Annotated in this window: 20 protein-coding genes, 1 pseudogene and 1 other annotated feature; of the genes and pseudogenes, 1 reads left to right on the top strand and 20 read right to left on the bottom strand. The window is 29.9% G+C overall.

Annotated elements, in window-relative coordinates; genetic code table 11:
- Window positions 1-6 precede the first annotated feature (6 nt).
- The 15 genes from LRR82_RS05305 to truB form a co-directional block, all read right to left on the bottom strand.
- Window positions 7-2,949: an AAA family ATPase gene (locus LRR82_RS05305; protein ID WP_249030491.1), complete on the bottom strand. Its 2,943-nt coding sequence runs from the start codon at window positions 2,947-2,949 to the stop codon at window positions 7-9.
- A 9-nt stretch (window positions 2,950-2,958) separates the two neighbouring features.
- Complete coding sequence (locus LRR82_RS05310; protein ID WP_249030492.1) at window positions 2,959-3,531, bottom strand: xanthine phosphoribosyltransferase; 573 nt, start codon at window positions 3,529-3,531, stop codon at window positions 2,959-2,961.
- A gap of 9 nt (window positions 3,532-3,540) precedes the next feature.
- Window positions 3,541-4,908: a HAMP domain-containing sensor histidine kinase gene (locus LRR82_RS05315; RefSeq protein ID WP_249030493.1), complete on the bottom strand. Its 1,368-nt coding sequence runs from the start codon at window positions 4,906-4,908 to the stop codon at window positions 3,541-3,543.
- A complete protein-coding gene (locus tag LRR82_RS05320) occupies window positions 4,908-5,579 on the bottom strand; it encodes a response regulator transcription factor (RefSeq protein WP_249030494.1) in 672 nt (223 codons plus the stop codon). The genes LRR82_RS05315 and LRR82_RS05320 overlap by 1 nt, the downstream gene beginning before the upstream one ends.
- 102 nt (window positions 5,580-5,681) lie before the next feature.
- Complete coding sequence (locus tag LRR82_RS05325) at window positions 5,682-7,352, bottom strand: CvpA family protein (protein WP_249030495.1); 1,671 nt, start codon at window positions 7,350-7,352, stop codon at window positions 5,682-5,684.
- Window positions 7,345-8,286 carry a DHH family phosphoesterase gene (locus LRR82_RS05330; protein WP_249030496.1) on the bottom strand — a complete coding sequence of 314 codons (942 nt, stop codon included), beginning with the start codon at window positions 8,284-8,286 and terminating at the stop codon, window positions 7,345-7,347. The genes LRR82_RS05325 and LRR82_RS05330 overlap by 8 nt, the downstream gene beginning before the upstream one ends.
- A 71-nt stretch (window positions 8,287-8,357) precedes the next feature.
- Window positions 8,358-8,831, bottom strand: coding sequence for a hypothetical protein (locus LRR82_RS05335; protein WP_249030497.1), 474 nt, complete (start codon window positions 8,829-8,831; stop codon window positions 8,358-8,360).
- Between the two features lie 108 nt (window positions 8,832-8,939).
- Complete coding sequence (locus tag LRR82_RS05340; protein WP_249030498.1) at window positions 8,940-10,136, bottom strand: acetate/propionate family kinase; 1,197 nt, start codon at window positions 10,134-10,136, stop codon at window positions 8,940-8,942.
- A 122-nt stretch (window positions 10,137-10,258) separates the two neighbouring features.
- A complete protein-coding gene (locus tag LRR82_RS05345; protein WP_249030499.1) occupies window positions 10,259-10,462 on the bottom strand; it encodes an alpha/beta-type small acid-soluble spore protein in 204 nt (67 codons plus the stop codon).
- Window positions 10,463-10,529: 67 nt separating this feature from the next.
- Window positions 10,530-11,726 (bottom strand): tRNA uracil 4-sulfurtransferase ThiI, encoded by a 1,197-nt coding sequence (gene thiI / locus LRR82_RS05350; protein WP_249030500.1) that lies wholly within the window; start codon window positions 11,724-11,726, stop codon window positions 10,530-10,532.
- A 3-nt stretch (window positions 11,727-11,729) separates the two neighbouring features.
- Complete coding sequence (locus tag LRR82_RS05355) at window positions 11,730-12,866, bottom strand: cysteine desulfurase family protein (RefSeq protein ID WP_249030501.1); 1,137 nt, start codon at window positions 12,864-12,866, stop codon at window positions 11,730-11,732.
- A 44-nt stretch (window positions 12,867-12,910) separates the two neighbouring features.
- Complete coding sequence (locus LRR82_RS05360) at window positions 12,911-14,653, bottom strand: septation ring formation regulator EzrA (RefSeq protein WP_249030502.1); 1,743 nt, start codon at window positions 14,651-14,653, stop codon at window positions 12,911-12,913.
- A 110-nt stretch (window positions 14,654-14,763) separates the two neighbouring features.
- The gene (locus tag LRR82_RS05365; RefSeq protein WP_249030503.1) at window positions 14,764-15,600 is read right to left on the bottom strand and encodes an EamA family transporter; all 837 of its coding nucleotides are present in this window, start codon (window positions 15,598-15,600) and stop codon (window positions 14,764-14,766) included.
- 45 nt (window positions 15,601-15,645) lie between these two features.
- Window positions 15,646-16,548: a bifunctional riboflavin kinase/FAD synthetase gene (locus LRR82_RS05370; protein WP_249030504.1), complete on the bottom strand. Its 903-nt coding sequence runs from the start codon at window positions 16,546-16,548 to the stop codon at window positions 15,646-15,648.
- Window positions 16,548-17,390 carry a tRNA pseudouridine(55) synthase TruB gene (gene truB / locus LRR82_RS05375; protein WP_249030505.1) on the bottom strand — a complete coding sequence of 281 codons (843 nt, stop codon included), beginning with the start codon at window positions 17,388-17,390 and terminating at the stop codon, window positions 16,548-16,550. The genes LRR82_RS05370 and truB overlap by 1 nt, the downstream gene beginning before the upstream one ends.
- A gap of 147 nt (window positions 17,391-17,537) precedes the next feature.
- Between truB and LRR82_RS05380 the strand changes: the two genes are divergently transcribed.
- Window positions 17,538-18,281: a tRNA 2-thiocytidine biosynthesis TtcA family protein gene (locus LRR82_RS05380; protein ID WP_249030506.1), complete on the top strand. Its 744-nt coding sequence runs from the start codon at window positions 17,538-17,540 to the stop codon at window positions 18,279-18,281.
- A gap of 33 nt (window positions 18,282-18,314) precedes the next feature.
- On the opposite strand, the gene tyrS is transcribed toward LRR82_RS05380, so the two are convergent.
- The 5 genes and pseudogenes from tyrS to LRR82_RS05405 form a co-directional block, all read right to left on the bottom strand.
- Window positions 18,315-19,541, bottom strand: a complete 1,227-nt coding sequence (tyrS, locus tag LRR82_RS05385) for a tyrosine--tRNA ligase (RefSeq protein ID WP_249030507.1) — start codon at window positions 19,539-19,541, stop codon at window positions 18,315-18,317.
- Between the two features lie 33 nt (window positions 19,542-19,574).
- Window positions 19,575-19,770: a binding site (T-box leader), on the bottom strand.
- Between the two features lie 30 nt (window positions 19,771-19,800).
- Complete coding sequence (locus tag LRR82_RS05390) at window positions 19,801-20,811, bottom strand: LacI family DNA-binding transcriptional regulator (protein ID WP_249030508.1); 1,011 nt, start codon at window positions 20,809-20,811, stop codon at window positions 19,801-19,803.
- The gene (locus LRR82_RS05395; RefSeq protein ID WP_249030509.1) at window positions 20,811-21,287 is read right to left on the bottom strand and encodes a YtxH domain-containing protein; all 477 of its coding nucleotides are present in this window, start codon (window positions 21,285-21,287) and stop codon (window positions 20,811-20,813) included. Before LRR82_RS05395 ends, LRR82_RS05390 begins: the two co-directional genes overlap by 1 nt.
- 15 nt (window positions 21,288-21,302) lie before the next feature.
- Window positions 21,303-21,593 carry a hypothetical protein gene (locus LRR82_RS05400; RefSeq protein ID WP_249030510.1) on the bottom strand — a complete coding sequence of 97 codons (291 nt, stop codon included), beginning with the start codon at window positions 21,591-21,593 and terminating at the stop codon, window positions 21,303-21,305.
- Window positions 21,594-21,633: 40 nt separating this feature from the next.
- Window positions 21,634-22,946 (bottom strand): annotated as a pseudogene (locus tag LRR82_RS05405) (UDP-N-acetylmuramate--L-alanine ligase).
- Window positions 22,947-22,957: the final 11 nt, after the last annotated feature.

Here is a 22,957-nt window from a genome sequence, read left to right on the forward strand (position 1 = left end):
TCCTAACTAAGCATCTGTTAAATCAATAGCTTCATCTATTTTTACACTAACTAACTTTGTAACGCCTTTTTGCTGCATTGTTGCTCCATATAAAACATCACATTCTTGCATCATACCTTCACGATGAGTAACAACAATAAATTGTGTCGTACTAGAGAATTCACGTAAATATTTAGCAAATCTCTCAACGTTTGCAATATCTAGTGCTGCCTCCACCTCATCTAAAATACATAGTGGCACAGGTCGTACACGTAATATAGCAAATAAACAAGAAATAGCGATTAAAGCTTTTTCTCCACCAGAGAATAAAGAAATATTTTGAACTGCTTTACCTGGTGGTTGCACATCAATATCAATTCCTGTTTCCAAAATATTAGTTGGATCACTATAACGAATTTCTGCTTTCCCTCCACCAAATAAACTTCTAAATACCGTATTAAATTCAATATTTATTTTTTCAAAAGTGCTAGAGAATTTCTCTACCATAATTTCATCCATCTCTTTAATAGCTTCTAAAATCTTATCTTGAGCCTGTAATAAATCCAACCTTTGATTATTCATAGATTCATAACGTTCAAAAACATTTTGATATTCTTCAATCGCATCTAAATTAACATGACCTAATTCATCCATTTGATGTCTCAACGTCATTACAATCTCTTTTGCTTCTTCTAGATTTTCTAAAGCAACATAAGATTCATAAGCAAATTCATAAGTCATACGATATTCATTATTTAAACGAACCAAATGATTTTCTAATATAACTTCTTGTTTTGTTGCGTCAATCGTTTCTTTTGTTAAATCACCTTGTATTTGATTTAACTGTTTTCTACCATTTTTTAATTCCTGTTCTAAAACTTCACTTTGTTCCACATAACTCATTCGTAATAATCTTTTTGATTTGATTTCTTCATTTAAGTTATCTCTTAACTTGATAGCTTCATTTAAATCTTGAATTAACTTACTTTCTACTTTACCACTAGTAAAGTTCTCTAATTCTAATTTTTGATCTGTTAATGATTCATATTCTGATTTAATAGAAACTAATTTTTCTTTCTTTCTTTGAACAACTACTTCTAATTGACCATAAGAAATTTGTTTTTGTAATAAATCATGAGAAATTTCTTTAAAAGAATTTTCTAACTCATTAATTTCATTACGCTTTTCAACTAATTTCTTTTCATAAATTACTAAATCATCTTGTAGATTTTCTAATTCTCGTTTTTTTGTAAAGTTAGAGTTCGATTTTTTATAACTACCACCTGTCATAGAACCACCAACATTCACAACATCTCCATTTAATGCAACAATTTTATAACGTCCAAATAAGGCTTTCGAAATACTATTTGCATTCTCTAAAGTATCACATACAATAATATTACCTAATTGATTTTCAATAATATTACCTATCTTTTTATTACTTTTAACAAAATCACTAGCAATACCTAAATATCCATTCATATTTGTACACACCAATAGATGTTCTTGACGAACTGATCTAGGTTCCATTACATCCATTGGTAAAAAAGTAGCACGTCCGGCTTTATTATCATGTAAATAGCTAATCGCACTTCTTGCTGCAATATCCGTTGAAGTAACAATAAATTGCACCGCATTCCCTAAACTTGTTGCAATAGCTTGTTCATAACCTTCATTTGCAATTACTAAATCTTCTAAAACACCGATAATATCTTTGTTTCTTTTGGCATATTCAACGATTGTACGAACGCCATGATTTAAGTTAGAACGACTTTCTAGTTCTTCTAATAACATTTCTTTTTTTGATTTTTTTCTTTGAATAATAGCAACAGTACTTTCAACAAATGACTTATCCTCATTTAGTTGTTCATTTAATGTTGTTTGTTTTTTCATTAATTCTTGAATATCTTTTTGCGTTTCTTGACTACGTTCATAACGATCGTTATATTCTTGTAAAGATTCACTTAATACATCTTTCAATTGAGCAATTTTTTCATGTAAAACATCTTCACTCGCATTTTCCATTAAGAACTTTCTCTTTTGATCCACTTCAATTTTAGCACTTTCTAAATTACTTACATTTGTCATTGCTTCCATTAATTGTGTTTGTAATCCATGTATTTCAGAATCTAAAGCAAACATTTTCTTTTTAATTTCATCATTATTAGTTTCTTGTAAAAATAAACCAGCTTCAATAGTTGTTCTTTGTTCATTAAATTCTTTTATTTTTAAAGATAATTCATCTAATAACTCTTTGATTTTTTGAATCTCACACACTAATACAGAAACTTCAACACTAGTAAGTTCTTCTTTCAGCGTTAAATATTTTTCTGCTTTTATCTTTTGTTTTTCCAAAGGTCCAATTTGTTTTTCTAATTCATGAACAATATCACCAATACGTTCTAGATTTTCTGTTGTTCTTTCTAATTTACGAATAGATTCTAACTTACGTTTTTTGTACTTACTAACACCAGCTGCATCTTCGAAAATAGCTCTTCTTTCATCTGGTTTACAATCAGCAAAACTCGAAATATTACCTTGTGAGATAATAGATAAAGAATCTTTCCCTAAACCAGTATCCATTATTAAATCCACAATATCCTTTAATCGACATGGTTGACGATTAATTAAATACTCTGCTTCATTATTTAAACGATAAATACGACGAGTAATTTCTACTTCATCATATTCAATTTGCATAAATTTATCACTATTATCAAAAACCAACGTTACTTCAGCTAAACTTTGTGCTTTACGATCTTGCGATCCTGCAAAAATAACATCCGACATATTTGAACCACGTAATGATTTAACAGATTGTTCTCCAAGTACCCAACGAACCGCATCACTTATATTCGATTTTCCACAACCATTAGGACCTACTACTCCTGTAATTCCTGGTTGAAATTCTACATGAACCTTATCAGCAAATGATTTAAATCCATGTAATTCAATTTTCTTTAGATACATTTCTCTCTCCTACTTGAAAACAATACCATTTTCATTAATTTCATCTATAATCGCTAATGAACAAACTTCATATCCTTCTTTTTCTAACAGTGCTCTACCATCTTGGAATCCTTTTTCAATTACAATCCCTATCCCACTAATAGTAGCACCTGCTTGTTTACATAAATCAATTAAACCTAACATTGCTTGTCCATTTGCAAGAAAATCATCTACCAATAAAACATGATCATCACTAGTTAAAAATTCTTTTTTGATACATGCTAAATAATCAACATTTTTAGTAAAAGAATGCACAGGTGAAGTATACATTGTATCATTCATTATTTTACTAGTTCCTTTTTTAGCAAAAACTACTGGAACATTGTCAAAAGCATGTGCTGTTGCTAATGCAATAGCAATACCAGATGCTTCTATCGTTACTACTTTCGTAACCTTTTTATTGTTATAATAACTTTTGAACTCTTCTGCGATATCTTTGCTAAGAGCAGTGTCTATTTGATGATTTAAGAAACTATCTACCTTTACTATATTTGGTAAAATAACACTACCATCACTTATAATTTTATCTTCTAATTTTTTCATATAATACCCCTATTTTAAAGTTAATTTATCGATTATTTTATTTTGTTTATCACAAGGAATTTTCACTACAAAAGTAGAACCAACATCTACTTCACTAATAACATCAATATTCCCTTGGTGTAAGTCTACAATTGATTTTACAATTGCTAAGCCTAAACCATTTCCTTCGACACTACGTGAACGATCTTCACGATAGAATCGCTTAAAGATATGTGAAATATTTTCATTAGACATTCCACTTCCAGTGTCTTCTATTTTTACCTCAACATCTTTTCCTGCTCTTCTTGCACTAATTGTAATCAGTCCATTTTCCCCTGTATACTTAATAGCATTTGAAAGAAGATTAATCCATACTTGTTCCAATCTTGCTTCATCACCATATATTTCCACATCTTTTTTATTTTTCTCAAAAACAATTTCAATATTTTTAGTTGAAGCTGTATTTTCATAAGTAGAAATCACTCGATTAAGTTGATCTATAATAGAATAATGCATTAATTCTAAAGTAGCATCATCATTATCTAACAACGTTAGTTGTAACATATTCTTTGATAACGTTGATAAACGTTTACTATGAAAGAATATAATATCAGCATATTTCTCTCTTTGTGCTTTTGGTAATTCTTCATCTCTTAATATTTTTGAGAATCCTTGGATTGCAGTTAAAGGAGTTTGAAACTCATGAGAAATATCAGAAATGAATTTCTGTCTTGTTTCTTCATGTTTTGATAACTGTACAGCCATTCGATTGAATCCTTGATTCAGTTTCGATATTTCATCATCTCCAGAATAATTTACACGAACATGATAATTCCCCTTTGATAACTCATTGGTTGCATTGGTTAATCTAGTAATTGGTTTTACAATAAAATCAGCTATTGCTAGAAAGATAACACTACCTGATAAAAAGACACATCCTAGAATTAACAGAGCTGAGTCTAAAAAAGCACTTCGATCATAACTAATATCTTTAAAAGATACGATATAAACAGTTTTACCATCTATCATGTATACATTTCCATAAGAAACCACATTATCATTAAATGTTAACGTCCCATTACCAGCATCAATTTCATCAAGATCAATATCATTATGAGTTAAATGAGTACCAAAACGAAGCATCGTTCCATCATCATCAGAAATATAAATTTCAAATTGACTAGCATCTGCATAATCAATTAACAAATCCATACTTTGTCCTACTCCTAATACTTCTACCATTTCAACCACAAACTCATTAGAAGAAATTAATTCTTCATATGCATTTTGTGTAATTAATTCGACATTATTTTCTAATGCAATATATCCAGCTACTGAAAAACTAAATAAGATAGTAATTAAAAAACCACCTATTAACTTTCCATAAACAGACTTCATTATAACACCTCAATTTTATAGCCAAGTCCACGAACCGTAACAACACGGAATCCTGGTAAATGACCTATATTTTCTCGAACTCGTTTGACATGTACATCGACTGTACGATCAAACCCATCGTAATCCATCCCCCATATTTTTTCAATTAATTGCTCTCTACTAAATATTTGTTCAGGATTTTTCGCTAATTCAAAGACTAACTCAAATTGTTTTAAAGGCAAATGAATAGCTTGTTCAAGATAGCGAATTTCATATTTGTCACCATCAAAAACTACTTCCCCGATTGTAATAGTGTTCGAAGTATTAATGCTATAACGTTTCAAAATAGCTTTCACTCTTGCTAGTAACTCACTAGGATCAAATGGCTTTACTACATAGTCATCCACTCCCACTGAAAAACCACGTAATTTATCTTTACTTTCCCCTTTTGCTGTAAGCATGATAATCGGAACGTCTTTATAATCTTTCACACTTTCTACTAGTTCAAAGCCATCCATTACTGGCATCATTACATCTACAATCGCTAGATCAACATACTCATTGTCTAGGACATCAAGAGCTTCTTCCCCATTTCCAGCTTCTAAAACATCAAAACCTTCTTTTCTTAAATAAAAACCGATTAATTCACGAATATCCATTTCATCATCAACAACTAATATTCTTGGTTTCATTTTCCCACCTCAATTCATCATACTATTATATCATATCAATTACAAAAAATATAGACATAAAAATGAATAGAAAAAAGGAGTCCTCACTCCTTTTCTTTCTATTTATTCAACACTAAAAGTAGATAGAATCTCACTACTATCATCACTTTCCACAAATTCAAAACAAACAACATCTCCCACCTTCACTAAAGGTAAGTAATCAGATAACGAAATATCAGCTATATAAATAGTATCACTACCCTCTATCGTAAAATAGTAAGTACTATTTCCACTAACTACTGCTTCATTTAGTGAAGCAATCGTACCTGTTAATTCAACTAATTCATATTCTTCTTCGACATTTTTTCCATTATCAATTAATAACTGATAATATGCTGCTTCAGCAGATGCTACACTTTCACCAGTTGCTACAATTTGGTAATTTTCTACACTTACAAAAGCATATTGTTTAACCAATCCAGCATCATCTTTTAGTGATAAGAAATATGTTGGAACACCACCTGCATTTACTAATATTGGGAAGGTAGCAGAATAACCTAAATGTTGAACCTGGCCTTCAGCAGAAGACATCGCTGAATATTCTTCAGCTCCCGATATATCATAATACTTTGCTTCTTTTGTACGCATGTTAATTAATGCAAAACCAACATTCGAAGCATCATCAGATACAGAAGTTAATCCAGTATAATAGTAAACATCACCATCTAAAGCAATATAATTATATCCATCTGTTTGTTGTAACACACCTTTTTGAGTGAATATAGCATTTAAATACCCACTAGCATATTTACCCCAATTATCAAGTTGTGTTGCCACTAAATCAGTTGGATAAACATTATCAACCCATGTTGGGACATCCATTAACTCATAATACTGATTTTCTCCAGTAACAGCATTAACTAAAACTGCACCAACAATATCTTCTCCTCCAAAAATACCAATTTCATATTCATAAACAGGAGCAATATAATAAGGAATTCCATCCTCATTAATTTCAAACATTAAATCTTCAAACATAAGAGTAGGATAATTAACACGTAAGTAACGATAAATATTACGCCCAAATAAATCTGATTCAGAATATTTCATTCCCTCTTCTAACACAACAACAGAAGATTCTTGGCTAACCATATCTACTGTAATATAAGCAGGTAATCCTTCATCTTTATTAGTATACCATTTAATTAAATCAGCATATTCTAAAGGAGTTACACGATAAGGTGTATCCATATAGTTAATTTGATTATAATCATCAGAAACTTCAAACTGAGAAACATAATCAACTATCTCTCCCATTTTACGATCTCCTAAAACTGTTGCACTATCACGATCAACAACAGGAATTGATTCATAGGAAATAGTTTGGTTGTCTTCATAAAAGTCTGCATCATAATCTAAATATAATTGTTCTTGATAATCACTAGCATGGAATATTGGTAAACTAATTATATTTCCTACTACTAAATAAAATCCTAAAGTTGCTATTACACCTACCGTTATTTTTGTTAATAACTCAGTACCTTTACAAAAAGTAATATTTAAAAATACAAATGCAACTAATAATAAAATAAGATTAAAAACAAACTGTGGTGACTGTAACGTAATAGGTATTAACATAAAATATTCTGCAATCATTGCAAAAATAAGTAATCCTAAAATAATTTTCCAAACAGCAACTGGTTTTAAAACAGGTGCTTTTTCTTCACTACTCCCAAAAGGATTTTCCCCATTGTTATTAGCATCCTTAAATAAATTAAATAACATCTTAAACATTTGCTTGTTCCTCCAATTTTTCTAACAATCCTTCTAATTGATCAATTGTATCTAATTTAGCTCCACTAGCAAACTTATGTCCACCGCCATTATACAATCCGGCAATTTCATTTACAACAACACCACGACTACGGATACTTACACGCCAATTATTATCAGCTACATTTTGTGTGATTGCCATCCAAACATTATATTGTTCAATTCCAGCTAAACAGTTTACAAAATCAGATCCTTTTTCTCTACTAATACCTAATTCTTCTAAATTATCCTGTCTTAAGATATAATAAGCCACTTTACCAAACGTTTGATAATTACTTAAAATATACCCCTGAACTCTTAAATCCTTTTCTTGACGCATATACATCTTATTATAAAGTGGTTCCATTTCCACACCATTTTCAACCAAAAAACTAGCAACCTCAAAAGTTTGCACACCTGTTCCTCGATACATAAAACGATTACTATCACCAATAACCCCTAAAAAAATTGCATTCAAACTACAAATAGGTGCCTTAATAATATGATTATTTTCTTTTATCATATGACCAATCATTTGACAACAACTAGAAGCACTCGGATCCTCTAAATTAATAACTCCATAACTATCAACAACTTCATGATGATCTATTTTAATAATTTCTTTACATAATAAATAACTTTCTCCATCAATTCTTCCACTATTAGCAGTATCCGTAACAATACCTAAAACAGGTTGACTAAAATCAGGTAACTCTCTCTTAAATCCAGTAGCATACTGTTCTAACAAATCACTTGTAAAAACACCATCAACACTAATATTTTTATTAGGATACGTTTCTTTAAGTGCAAAATACAATCCTAATTGACTTCCAAAAGCATCATAATCAGGTAAAACATGACGATAAATGACAATATTTTCATAACATTCTATTTTATCAATAATTTTTTTATACATATCTATTCTCCTTGCTAAAAGATTATACCATATTTTTTAATAGAGTTAAAAAAAAAGACATCAAAGATGCCTTATTCCAACGTTATTGTCATTCTTTCAAAACATTCTTGAGCTGATTCTTGAGAAACATTATTACCTAATACAATAGCAGTATTACTTCCTTCTACTAAAATAATATAATTAAATTCACTATCATCATAACTCCAAAACAAATATTGATTCCCTTCATCACTACTATCAATTAGAGTAGCAGCACTATCACCTGAAATAGCAATATTATATAATGAATAGTCACTAGAAGAAACAAAAGTTGCTTGAGAAAGAATTGTATCATCACTATCGTATACACAGAAAATTTGTGTATCTAACAATAAAGATTCAGTATCATACTCTTCTAAATAATATCCATCTGATGTATCAAATTTTACAGAAATTGTATCACCAGTATCAGCTGATTCAAAAGTATAAGTTAATCCAGAGTTACTACATCCTACTAAACAAACCATCATAAAAGCAATACAAATTAAATTAAATGTTTTTTTCATTGTTTTTCTCCCGTTATTTTCTTTATTATTTATACCATTATTTCAACCTTTTTGCAAGAAGCACGATTTAAAAGATAATGTGAAATAAAAATGAGCAAAAGCTCATTTTTATAATTCTAATAAACGCATTGTATCTCTAGCAATCATTACTTCTTCATTAGTAGGAACAACCATTACTTCTACTTGAGAATAAGGTGAAGAAATAACTCGATTATCTTTTGAACGTATTGCATTTAGAGATTCATCCAAATGACATCCTAACGCTCTTGAAACATTATCAATGATAATACGACGTAAGTAACTAGCATTTTCTCCTACACCTGCTGTAAATGCAATGACATCTACTCCACCAAGTTCCATCACATAACTACCAATATATTTCGAAACAATTCTTGAATATAATAAACCTGTTAATAAAGCATCTTCATTTCCATCATTGAATAAAGCATTTTCGATATCACGTGAATCAGAAGAAATTCCAGAAACACCTAGCATTCCTGATTCTTTATTATAAATATTCAATACTTCATCAGGGCTTTTATTTAACTTCTTGCACAAATAAGGCATAACAGAAGGATCAACATCACCACAACGAGTTCCCATCATAACACCAGCTAATGGTGTGAATCCCATTGAAGTATCAATACATACTCCATCTTCTACTGCTGAAATACTAGCCCCATTACCTAAATGACAAACAATAACACGAGAATGTTTTGGATTCCCTAAATATTTAATAACTTCATTTGCTACATATTTATGACTAGTACCATGAGCTCCATATTTTCTAACTTTTAAATCAGAATAAAAACTTTTTGGTAAAGCATATAAATATCTTTCTGCATCTAATGTTTGATGAAATGCAGTATCAAAAACAAAGACATGTTCTACATCTCCTAATGCTTCTTTAAAAGCACGATACCCTATTAAATGTGCTGGATTATGTAAAGGAGCTAACTCACATAACTCTTCCACTTTACTTACAACATCATCATTCACTACTGCAGAATCACTAAAATATTCTCCACCATGAACAATTCGATGTCCTACAGCTCCTATTTCTGATAAATCATCTACTACCTTATGTTCTACTAAAGCATCCAATAACAATTGTACTGCCACATTATGATCTAAAATTGGACACGTTACAACATGTTTTTTACCATCTACCTTTATTTCGAAATTTGCTTCCTCAAACCCAATTCTTTCAACAATCCCTGATGTAATTACTGATTCTTCAGGCATATTAAATAATTGGAACTTTAAAGAAGAACTTCCTGCGTTTACCGCCATTACTTTAACCATACTTTTCCTCCTAAGTGTATATGTCCATTTTATCAAATTTATGTAGCAAGAACAAGCATTTTTGAAAGGCCTTACAACACAAAAAAAGAATGGAGAAATAATTTCATCCACTCTTTTAAAGATTATTTATTTGATTGACTCATTTGATTTTGTCCCATTGCTACTAATCGTTTCGTGATTTCTCCACCAACTGATCCATTAGCACGAGCAGTAGAATCTGGTCCTAAATGTACTCCAAATTCATTTGCAATTTCGTATTTCATTTGATCAATTGCATTTTTAGCTCCTGGTACAACTAATTTGTTTGTTGAGTTGTTTGAATTCATATTTCCACCTCCTGACAACATTATCTTGTGCCAAAATAGAAATAATATGCAAACAAATTAAAATATATTAAAAGAAATCTTCATCCTGATCAATCGTACCATCCACCACTACTAATTCTGCAGTTTCTACACATTCTTTAACTAATGCTTCAAAATCAAAAGCATCTTCAAATCCTCTTGCTTTATACGCTTTTGGTTTTGTTGCTGGAGCTTTCGGTGTAAAGATAGTACAACAATCTTCATGTGGACGAATCGATATTTCATATGTCCCAATATTTTTTGCAATATCAATAATTTCAAGTTTATCCAAACATAAAACAGGACGTAAAATAGGAATATTTACTACTTCTGTGATTGCTTGCATACTATGTAATGTTTGACTGGCAACCTGACCAATACTTTCTCCATTTACTAATGCTAAACAATCTCTTTTAGCGGCTAATTGCTCACTAATACGATACATCATACGACGCATAACTGTCATTGCATAACTTTCATCACTATGATCATATACTGCTAATTGTAACTTTGTAAAATCAATAACATGAACATTTATTTTTCCATGAGTGTATTGACGCATCACATCCACTAAATCTAACATTTTTTGACGTGCTTGTTGATTTGTATATGGTGGAGAAGCGAAGTGAATACATTCAATATCCACTCCTCTTTTCATTGTTAAATAACCCGCTACAGGAGAATCAATACCTCCTGAAAGCATTAATAAAGCTTTGCCACCTACTCCAACTGGATATCCTCCAGCACCTTTTTTTACATTATCCATAATATAGATTGCATCCACACGGATATCAACAATAATCAACATTTCCGGATTACGAACATCTACTTTTAGTTCTCTATTAGCGTGATGAAAAACATGAGTTGCTAATTCTCTATTAATTTCATTCGAAGTTCCTGGAAAATTCTTATCCGCTCTTTTTGTTTGAATTTTAAAAGTTAATTTATCATCCTCATTAATCATCTTACTTACAATTTCTTTTACTAACTCTAAATCTCTATCTACTTTATAAGCAACCGAAAAAGAATAAATCCCAAATATCGTTGCTACTTTTTTAGAAACCTCTTCATGATCATGACCATGTAATAAAATATACATACGATCATGTTTTAAATCATATGTTAAATCTGGAAAATCAGCTAAGATTTCCTTTGCATTTTTTAATAACTTTGCTGTAAATAATTTACGATTTTTACCTTTTGTTGATAATTCTCCAAAACGTACTAATATATAATTTGCTTCCATATTTTACCTCTTTTTTCTAGTTTTTATAAGTGATTCTTTTAAATAATAAATAAACTCATCAATTTGTTCCATCGTAGTTTCACTACCAAAGCTAATTCTCATTGCACTACTTGCAATATCTTCATCCAACCCTAATTGCTTCATAACTCTTGAAACACTTTCTGTTTTAGAACTACAAGCACTACGAGTTGATAAATAAATATTATTTGCTTCTAATGCATGCATAATAACTTCTGGTTTATAACCTATACAAGAGAAATTAATTATGGCATTAGAAGAACATTCTTTTTTTGTATTAATAACTACATCTTGTAAATCGGTTAATTTTTGACGTGTATAATCATTTAAAAAATTAACATGACTTTGCTTTTGTTTAAAATCATCCATAGCTAATCGTAATGTTTTAGCAAAAACAATATTCGTACAAGCATCTGATGTTCCACCACGAATATTAAATTCCTGTTGTCCACCACTGATTAATGATACCAATTGTATTTTTTTGCTTTTATATAATAAACCACTACCCTTTAATCCATGGATCTTATGTGCAGAAAAAGATGCTAAATCAACAACATTTAAATCAATAGCTACTTTTGTTAGTGCTTGAACCATATCACTATGAAAGATTACTTTTGGATAATCCTGTAATATCTTTTTAATTGCTTTTAAATCATTAAAACTACCCACCTCATTATTCACACACATAATACTAACTAATATCGTGTCCTCACGTAATTTATTCTTTAAATCTTCTAAACTAACACAGCCATACTTATCTACTGTTAAATAATCTACTTCAAACCCAAATACAGTCTCTAATTGACGACATGCTTCATAAACGGATGAATGTTCAACACTAGTAGTAATAATATGTTTTCCTCTATTTGCATATTGAAAAGCAACACCCTTAATTGCTAAATTATTAGCTTCACTCCCACAACTAGTAAAAATCAATTCTTCACTATTACATTGTAGCATTTGTCCTAATAACTCTCGTGACTTTTCCATATAACGAGCCACTTGTAATCCAGCATCATACATAGAATCTGCATTAAAGAAATGATTTGTCAACAGGTCTTGATAAGATGCTTGAACTTCTTTATCTAAAGGTGTCGTTGCAGCATAATCTAAATATATCATTTTAATCCTCCTCTTTATAATATGCATAAAAGTAAGAAAAAAGTCTAAATTTTTTCAGACTTTTTAGTACTGTTCACTAATGTTTCATATGATCCCGGTTTTATTTTTTCAATAATATCGACAGCAATTGTCAATGCCTTAGTATACTCACCATTTTTAAATAATAATTCAGCCTTTGTAAGTTCCGTATTAACTTCTAAAAAAGTAGAACGATAACGATTTCCATATACAATTGCATCTTCTACCATTTCGGCAGTAACAATTAAATTATGAATATTATCATATAATTCATAAATAACATCTCTAGCAGTATCCACTTGTAATGATAATTTCTCTAAATCAATTGGTCTTTGTCTAGTGAATTTTAATATTTCTTCTGCTCGTTGATAAGAATCATCAATATAATCTTGATATGTTTCACTAATCATTGGGAGCTGCTTGTTTTTTATTTCTGATTTTATTTCTAATAAAACAATATTAATATTATCCAATTCATCTAAAGCACGTTTTTCTTGAATACGCAAAGATTCTTTTTTCTCTTTATAAATAACAAGTAACTCTAAATAAGGTTGACATTCTTCTACAATTTTATCAAACTCAGCCATCATTTGACCATAAGAGAATACATTATCTAAAATAGCATGACGATAATCACTCAAACGACTCATAATAGCTAAGAATTTATCATAATCACTTTTAATATCAAATTCAAAATGAACATGATAGTTTTTTTGTAACTCAAACAAAGACTCTACCGTTTCACTTAATTGTTTTTCTAAAGATTCTACTAAATCAAAAGTTTCTTTTGATTTTTTAGCAAAACCACCAAATGCAACTTCTTCTGTTTCTAAATCATTCATTAATCCATCTAATTCAACAGTAATCACTTCAATAGCTTGTGCAACAGACGCTAACTTTAATAATTTAATATCATTCGTCATTGAATTTGTATCATAATCAATTTTTTGTAATCTTTCATCTAAATGAATACGTTCTAAAGCAAATCCTGTTTTTTTCATACTCTCTGCTTTTTCATGAATAACTTTTAAACGTTGAGGAATGTATTTACGGATAATTGCTACATAAGATGGTAAATCACGGATATTTGCAAACAACATATCAATTTTTTTATCAATAACATTCGTATATTCTTTAGCTTGTTCAAATTCTTGATCATTCATAAAGTTTTCAAGTTTCACAAAACACTGATCAATATCTTTAAACTCATTATCAATCAAAGGAATATAATCATCTATTTTACAACGATTTGTTTGATACTCATCTTGTGTATTACGATATTTTTCCTTTATTTTAATAATTGCTAATCGTTGAATATTTTCAACTTCTGTTACAGATTCAATTTCATCTAATAAAGTTTTTGAATCTTTTTCATATTGATCTATTTTATCACGTAGTAAACGTAATTTTCTTTTAACACCACGAGTTTTTCGAGAATATAACTTTTCATCAATTTCATTAATAACAGATAAAAGTTCTGTTTCTTGAAAACGAGATAATTCAACATGACGTTTTTGAAAATTTTCAAAATCAACATCAACATTTGGCATACTTCTCATAATTCCTTGTACTCTACCCAAACGGTACTGTATTGGTAATGTTTTTATCGCATTCATTTTGTTTTCAAGCATTACGAATGTTTTACGAAAATTTTTCAAACGGAAAAAATAATAAGCTGTAAAAATAATTACAAACCCAAGAATTCCAACTAAAATAAGTATTTGTTGTTCCCTTGATATCTGATTGATTATTTCGATTACTTGGTCCATATTTCTTCCCCCTATAGCTTTTTCATTCCTAAATATTATAACATAATTAATATACTATGTCTAAATTTTCTCAAAAATGATGTTATAAAAATCTATCTTTCCATTAAAAATTATTCGTTCTTTTTTAAGTTTGCTTTGCGTCCAAAAAAAATACTCATAACTAAGAATAAACAGGATATAATCTGTTTAAAACTACTATCTTGATAAATAATGAAAGCAAGTAAAGATGTAACAATTGGATTGAATCCTAAATAATAACTAGTAGCAACACTACCAATCGAACGTATCGCTTTTAAAGTGATTAGTTGGATATAACAAAATCCAATACCAGAAACACTTAGAAATACTATCCACCACAAGATCGGAACATTTTTCAAAGAAATCAAATGAAAATCCAACACAAAAAAGTTCAAAAATGTAATAAATATTGTTCCAATAAAATAATATTCAAAACAAAATGAAAAGTGGTTATTTAAAACTGATTTTCTTTGTATCAAGACATTTCCTATTGCACTACAAATAACACTTAGTAACATCAATAAATATCCAAAATTTAAATCTTGAATAGAAAAAACAAGAGAAATAAATATAGCTATAAAAGACAAGGTATGATAAGTAGCATCCCATCTATCTTTTAATAAGAGTAATGTTATTATTGGTAATAGTCCATTCATACTAGCTAAAGAGGCTCCTGAAACAAATTCAATAGCTAAAAAAGTAAATAAAAAATTACAAAAAATTGCAAAAAAAGCAATAAATATCATTTGTAAATTTATATGTAGTTGAATCCTTTGTTTTTTATAAATACATAAACAAAACAAAAGAACACATAACAATCCTAATCGTAGATTAGCTAAAAATAAAGGAGCTATGTATTGTGCCATTTCTTTCATCACTATTACATTAATTCCCCACAAAATACTTGCCAACACTAATTGTTTTATCATTTCATCACCACTTATAGTATAACCAAAAAAAAGACCGAAAGTCGTTTATCGAAAATATTCGATACACTTCTTTTGGTCATTATTTAATTGTTCGATTAAATGTTCTAAAGATGAAAATTTCATTTCATTACGAATTCTTTGTTGAAAAGAAACTTTAATTATTTTGTCATAAATCATTTCATCAAAACCAAAAAGATGAACTTCTAAACTTGGTTTTTCAATATCTCCAAATGTAGGATTAATTCCAATATTCGTCATTGCAAAATATTCCTGTTTTTCATATTCTACAACACAAGCATAAACACCATTTTTTGGTAAAACATAATCTTTATAATCGACATTAGCAGTCGCAAAACCTAGTTGACTCTTTCCACGATGTTTACCATGAATGACTACTCCTTGAATACAATAAGCATAAGCTAGAAACTTATTTGCTTTTTTGATTTCACCGTCTTTTAGTAATTGTTTAATAAACGAGGAAGAAACTCGGTGTTCTTGTAACATCAACTTATCCACTACTACGGTAGGTGCAACCGCCTCTAACATAGTAGGATTCCCAGCTCCAAAATGTCCAAAATGGAAATCATAGCCACATACAAAACCTTTCATATAATCATTTTTTAAATAAGTTTCGATAAACTGTTGAGGTGAAAAACTAGCGATTTCTTTGTTGAAAGGTAAAACAAACAAGTAATCTATTCCTTTTTGTTCTAACAACATTGCTTTATCTTCTAATGATGTAAGGTAGTTTTCTTGGCACGTTGTTAAAATACTTTTTGGCGACTTTTCAAAAGTAAGCAAAGCTTTTTTATGTTTATGAAGATTCGCTTCGAAAATCACTTTTTCAACCAATGCCATATGTCCTAGATGCATTCCATCAAAGAAACCAAGTGCTACAATACATGACTCTATTTTTATTTTTTTATTATTTAAATAAACAATTTCCATTACCATAATCCTCTTATACTTTTTAAATATCCTGGATGACTAGGTCCATAGACAGCTACTACTTTTTCATCACCATCTTTAATTACTGTTACTTCTTGTTTTTCACTTGGAATTAATTTTCCATGATAAGCAAGAGTTGGATCTTCCAATATCATTGTTGGAAAATGGGATAATGCTTTTTCAATTGTACAAAATGAAAAATTACCAGCTTCAATTTCTTCTAACGTATAGGCATCCTCTAATGAAAAGATACCAGACTGACTTCTTGATAATTGTTTCATATGTCCTGGATAACCCATTGCTTTTGCTAGATCCACACATAAAGAACGAATATATGTTCCTTTTGAACAAAGTGTTTGAAAGGTTATTTCATTTCCTGCTATTTTTTTAATTTCTAAAGAATGAATAACAATAGGTCTAGGTTCTAATACTAACTCTTTTCCTTCTCTAGCATATTCATAAGCCTTTTTTCCATTTACTTTAATGGCAGAATAGATTGGTGGGACTTGTAATTGAGCCCCTAAAAAACCATCAAAAGTAGTTTGAATTGTACTATCTTCAAGACCCATAAATTCCTTAGTTTCTAATATTTCACCACTAGCATCATAGGTATCAGTAGATACCCCTAACGATAAAACACACTCATATTCTTTTGTATCTGATTCTAAAAACTGTAATACTTTCGTTGCTTTATTAACACAAACAACTAAAACACCTGTCGCATCAGGATCTAATGTTCCTGCATGACCAACTTTTTTTGTTTTTAAACATCTTCTTAATTTATTTACTATATCATGGCTAGTATACCCAGCCGGTTTGTTTACGATTATTATTCCATCCATTTTTATCACCTTAATCATCTTAACAAAATTATAGACTTTAGGCAAAGATATTCGATTATTTTCCAAATATTAAAAAGAAATATTGAAATTGTTGATTCTAATTGATTTTTATCAAAACATTCGATAAAATGAGGAAGGTGATAAAAGATGAGTATGAAAAAAATACTAGGCTGTATACGTAAAGCCGATGAAGAATTTAATATGATACAAGATGGAGACACTGTTTGTGTTGGTGTTTCTGGTGGTAAAGATTCTATGTTATTGTTATATAGTATGGCTTTATATAAAAAGTTTGCAACAGTTGATTTTAACGTGGTAGGAATCCATATAGAGATGGGATTTCCAAATATGGACTTTTCTAAAGCAGATGAGTTTTGTCAGAAAAATGATATTACACTCTACCATGAACCAAGTCAAATATATGAAATATTAAAATTAAACAAAACTGATGATGGTCGTTTACGTTGTTCATTATGTTCTAAATTTAAAAAAGCAACTGTTATTGATGCTGCTAAAAAATATGGTTGCAATAAAGTAGCTTTTGCACATCATGGTGATGATGCTGTAGAGACATTGTTTATGAATATGATTTATGGTGGTAAAATAGCAACATTTTTACCTAAAATGTATTTAGATAGAACGGATATGAACTTCATTCGTCCCCTTATTCTAGCCAGTGAAACAGATATCGTAAGTGCATGTACACAAGCAAATATCCCTATCGTTCCTTCGACTTGTCCAGCAGACAAAAACACAAAAAGAGAAGAATTTAAAAACTTATTAAATGATTTATACGAGAAGTACCCCCAATCAAAATCTAATTTGTTGCTCTCCCTTTCAAACGAGCAACAAATAATGCTTTGGCATAAAGAACCAAGAAATAAAAAATAGAGGATTTTGTTCCATGAACAAAATCCTCTATTTTTATATATGTTTGATTACTACGTATTTCTTTTTACCTCGACGGATAACTGTTGCTTTTTTATCAAAGGCATTTTCTTTTGAAACAACAAATTCTAAATCTTGAATCTTTGTTCCATTAATTAAAACAGATCCATTATTTACAAACTCTCTTGCTTCTCTTTTACTTGATGCTGCCTTTACAGCAATTAAACAATCTAAAATATTTAAATCTTCACTAATTTCCACGCTTTCAACACCATCAAATAAGACAGCTACTTGATCATAAGAAAGTGATGAAATATTTCCTGAAAATAACATTTTTGACATATTAACAGCTTCATCATACGCTTCTTGACCATGTAAGAAAGTAATAACAGAATGAGCTAAAGCTTGATGCGCTTTTCTTAAATGAGGTTCACTTTGATGAGATTGTTCTAATTCATTAATTTCTTCTACTGATAAGAAAGTTAAGAACTTTAAATAATCAATTACTTTTGTATCTTCTGCATTAATAAAGAATTGATACATTTCATATGGTGATGTTTTTTCTCTATCTAACCAAATTGCTTTCCCTTCTGACTTCCCAAATTTTGTTCCATCACTTTTTGTCAAAAGAGGCATCGTAAATCCATAAGCTTGACCACCTATCTTTTTACGAATTAATTCAATACCAGCAGTGATATTACCCCATTGGTCTTGACCAGCTACTTGCAATGTACAATCTTTGTTTTCAAACAACCATGCAAAATCTAATGCTTGCATAATCATATAAGAGAATTCAGTATACGTAATTCCGTCATCTAATCTTCTTTTAACTACATCTTTAGAAAGCATATAATTAATGTTAAAGAATTTTCCATAATCTCTTAAAAAATCAATGAAATTTAAATCTTTCGACCAATCATAATTATTAACTACTTCAAAACCAAAAATATCTTGTGCCTGTTTTTTCAAACAAGCAAAGTTATGATCTACTGTTTCTTTGGTAATCATCGGTCTTTCACTATCTGGTTTTGGATCCCCTATTAAACCAGTAGCCCCACCAACTAAAAGAATTGGGTTATGACCAGCTTCTTTTAATCTTTTACTAATTAAAAAAGATGAAAAATGACCAATATGTAAACTATCTCCTGTTGGATCTGTTCCAATATAAAAAGTCATCCCTCCATTATTTAATTTTTCTTCTAAGTCAGGTGAACTAACATCTTTCACTAACCCTCTCCATACTAATTCATCATAAATCTTCATATCTTTCCTCCTTGAAATATAAAAACGCCCTTAAATAAGGACGTCATTAACGCGGTACCACCTTGATTCATGTAAAACATGCTCTTAATAGATATAACGTTCTAACCCGTCTAAGCTTTGCACTTAGAAACTCCAGAGTGTATTCACTAACTTCATTGACTTGTTTTCACCAACCACAAGCTCTCTTATAACAATTCCATTAATTACTATTTTCCTTCATAGTTTACTTATTTATAGCACAGATAATTTTAATCGTCAACTAATTTTGGTGAGATGACTCACGTTCAATAAACATATAACGAACTGCAATTTCTTTTGATTCAATTGCTTCACCTTGTAAGAATTTTGTTAACAAACGTACTGCTAACGCACCCATATCATATATTGGTACATTTAATGATGATAATTGTGGACGACACATAACAGCATAACTTGTGTTTAACATCCCAACAACATCCATTTCTCCTGGAATATCGATGCCATTTTCAATAGCTGATTGAATAACTGCAACACCATCTTTATCATACCCACAAAAAATAACATCATGTTTTTTATTTTTAAAATATTTTTCAAAAGTAGCTAAATTAAATTCATAACTACTCGTACTAGAAATAATATTATTTTCATCAAAAACCAATCCATTTTCATGATATGCTTCTTGAATACCTTCAATAACATCATCATTTTTAATTAAATTTTGTTTTGGAGAAACATATAAAATATCTGTTTTCCCTTTTTCAATATAAGGCATAATTAGTTCTTTCGCTGCATTTTTCACGTCAATATAAATAGAACCCATCGTTTCATTCGAAATTTGTTTACCAATAACTACAATAGGTAAATGATATCTATCAATACCTTCAATCATTTGATCAATATGTTCATTATTAAATAAAATAACTCCATCTACTCTTGATTTAATAATTCTCTCCGTAACATCACTTACCGTATCATCATCACCAATATCATCCGTAGTATACATATTAATATTATAGTCTAAGTGTCTTCCAGTATCTCCGATTCCACCAATCATATCTTTTACATGCGCAAATAAAGATTGTGGGAAAACAATTGCAATCGTTGTTGTTTTACTAGTTGCAAGTCCTCTGGCTACTTCATTTGGTTTGAAATCTAATTCTTTAATTACTGCTAATACTTTTTCTTTTGTTTTCGCTTTTACAACACTAGAACCATTAATAACTCTCGAAACAGTAGCAAGAGAAACACCTGATTCTCTTGCTACGTCATAAATCGTTGTCTTTTTTTTCATTAGTCTTTTAAATCATCTAAGATGACAGAAATTTCTTCTTCTATCTCATCAATTCCTTCTTCAAGATTTTCAATAGCAGTAGAGTCTTTATCTTGAATTTTAGTTTTCACTTCTGTCATTTTATCTGTTACATCATCACTTACTTTTTTAATAGCGTCTTTTACTTTCGAGTATTCTTCGCTAGATTGCATTGAAGTATATAATTCTTCGACACGATCTTTTAATTCTACTAATTTATCCATTGAAGATTCTTTAAATTCATCTCCATCAAATTCATCAATCGTCTTTTTCATATCATCAATTAAATCTTTTAACATTTCTTGATAATCTTCTTTTGACATTGATTTTGCTTTACCGTATAACTCATTACTTTTTTCTTTTAGTTCGCTTCTTAATTCTTCTCCTTTTTTAGGAGCTAATAACATCCCTGCAGCAGCACCAAGTCCTAATCCTGCAATAAATTTACCTAATTTCATCATCTTATTTCCTTTCTATTTTTTAAATATTTTTAATATTGTACCTATAAAATCAAATTTTGGTTTCTTCGGATCAAAAAAACGAGTAATAGATTCCACTGGTGTGTTTAATAAATCCAATTTATAACTCACATCATCTGCAATTCGATCTACTTTACCTATCGTTGTTTGCCCCATTTCAATCGTTGTACCTATTTGTTTGACTGCAACAGCTGTTCTTAGAAAAAATATTCCTAAGGTTACAATTGTAAAAGCACCTGCCAAAATCAACAAACATAAACATACTTCCATTGTTGTCATATTCATTACTCACCTCTTTTTCTAATCATAGCATAAAAATATATCCTTATATAGTGTTTTGCTTGATAAAGATAACTTTTTCTTCTAATTTATAAATATCTTTACTCGACATAAACAAGAATACTACATCATCATATTGAGCTAATTCTTTTGCACCCAACTCATCTTCACTAATAACTTTACTTCTTGGCAATAATTTAGCGATGTCTTCAATACATATATCAATTCCATCTTCTTTCGCTGCATTTTCAGGGAATGGACAGAAATAACAATAATCTGCACTATCCATTGATTTTGCAAACTCATTAGCAAACCTTGCCCCTCTAGAAAAACGATCTGGTTTAAATACAGCTACTATTTTTTTACCTGGATAACGCACTCTAGAAGCTTCAATTACCAACTTAATTGCTGTTGGATGATGAGCATAATCATCTACATAGATATTATTTCCAACCTCTTTTACTGTATAACGGCGTTTCACCCCTTCAAAACATGCCAAACGTTTTTGAATGTAATTTGCTTCCATATTTTCTAAGTATCCCATGTAATAACAGCTAAAGCATTATATAACATATGTTTACCATAGAATGGTAAATCAAAATGACCAAATAATTCACCATGAATCACCACATCAAAAGACATTCCATTTTTTGATTCTAATACATTTTTAGCTTTGACATCATTGCGATCATTTAAACCAAATAATAAAGCTCTTTTTTCGAACTTCATCTTTCTAAGATATGGATCATCACCCCATGCTATGACTGTATCTTGTACTTGATTTGCAAATTTCTCAAAAGAAGAAACATACATCTCCATACTTGTAAAGTAATCAACATGGTCCAATTCAACATTATTGATAATCGCATATTTTGGAAAATAAGATAAAAAGTGATCTTGATACTCACATGATTCAGCAATAAAATAACGACTATCCTTTAAACCATGTCCAGTTCCATCCCCAATTAATACAGAAGTTTTATCAAACTCTTTAAACAAATGATACGCTAGACCTGTTGTCGTTGTTTTCCCATGTGTCCCAGCGACACTAATAGAAACATAATTTTCCATTAGATGTCCTAAGAAAGTAAAATATCGATGACAAATGACATTTTTATTTTCTAAAGCCGCTTTTACTTCAGGATGATCATCACCAAAAGCATTCCCAATAATAACTGTCATTCCATCCTTGATATTACAAGGATCAAAAGAATAAATAGGAATATTACGACTTTCTAGTTCCACTTGCGTAAAAATAAACTTATCAATATCACTACCAGCTACCTCATGTCCTAATTCATACATAATAGTAGCTAAAGGTGCCATTCCTGACCCCTTAATTCCAATAAAATAGTACATACACAAACCCC

Source organism: Tannockella kyphosi (assembly GCF_021054785.1).
GTDB classification, from domain to species: Bacteria; Bacillota_I; Bacilli_A; order Erysipelotrichales; family Coprobacillaceae; genus Tannockella; species Tannockella kyphosi.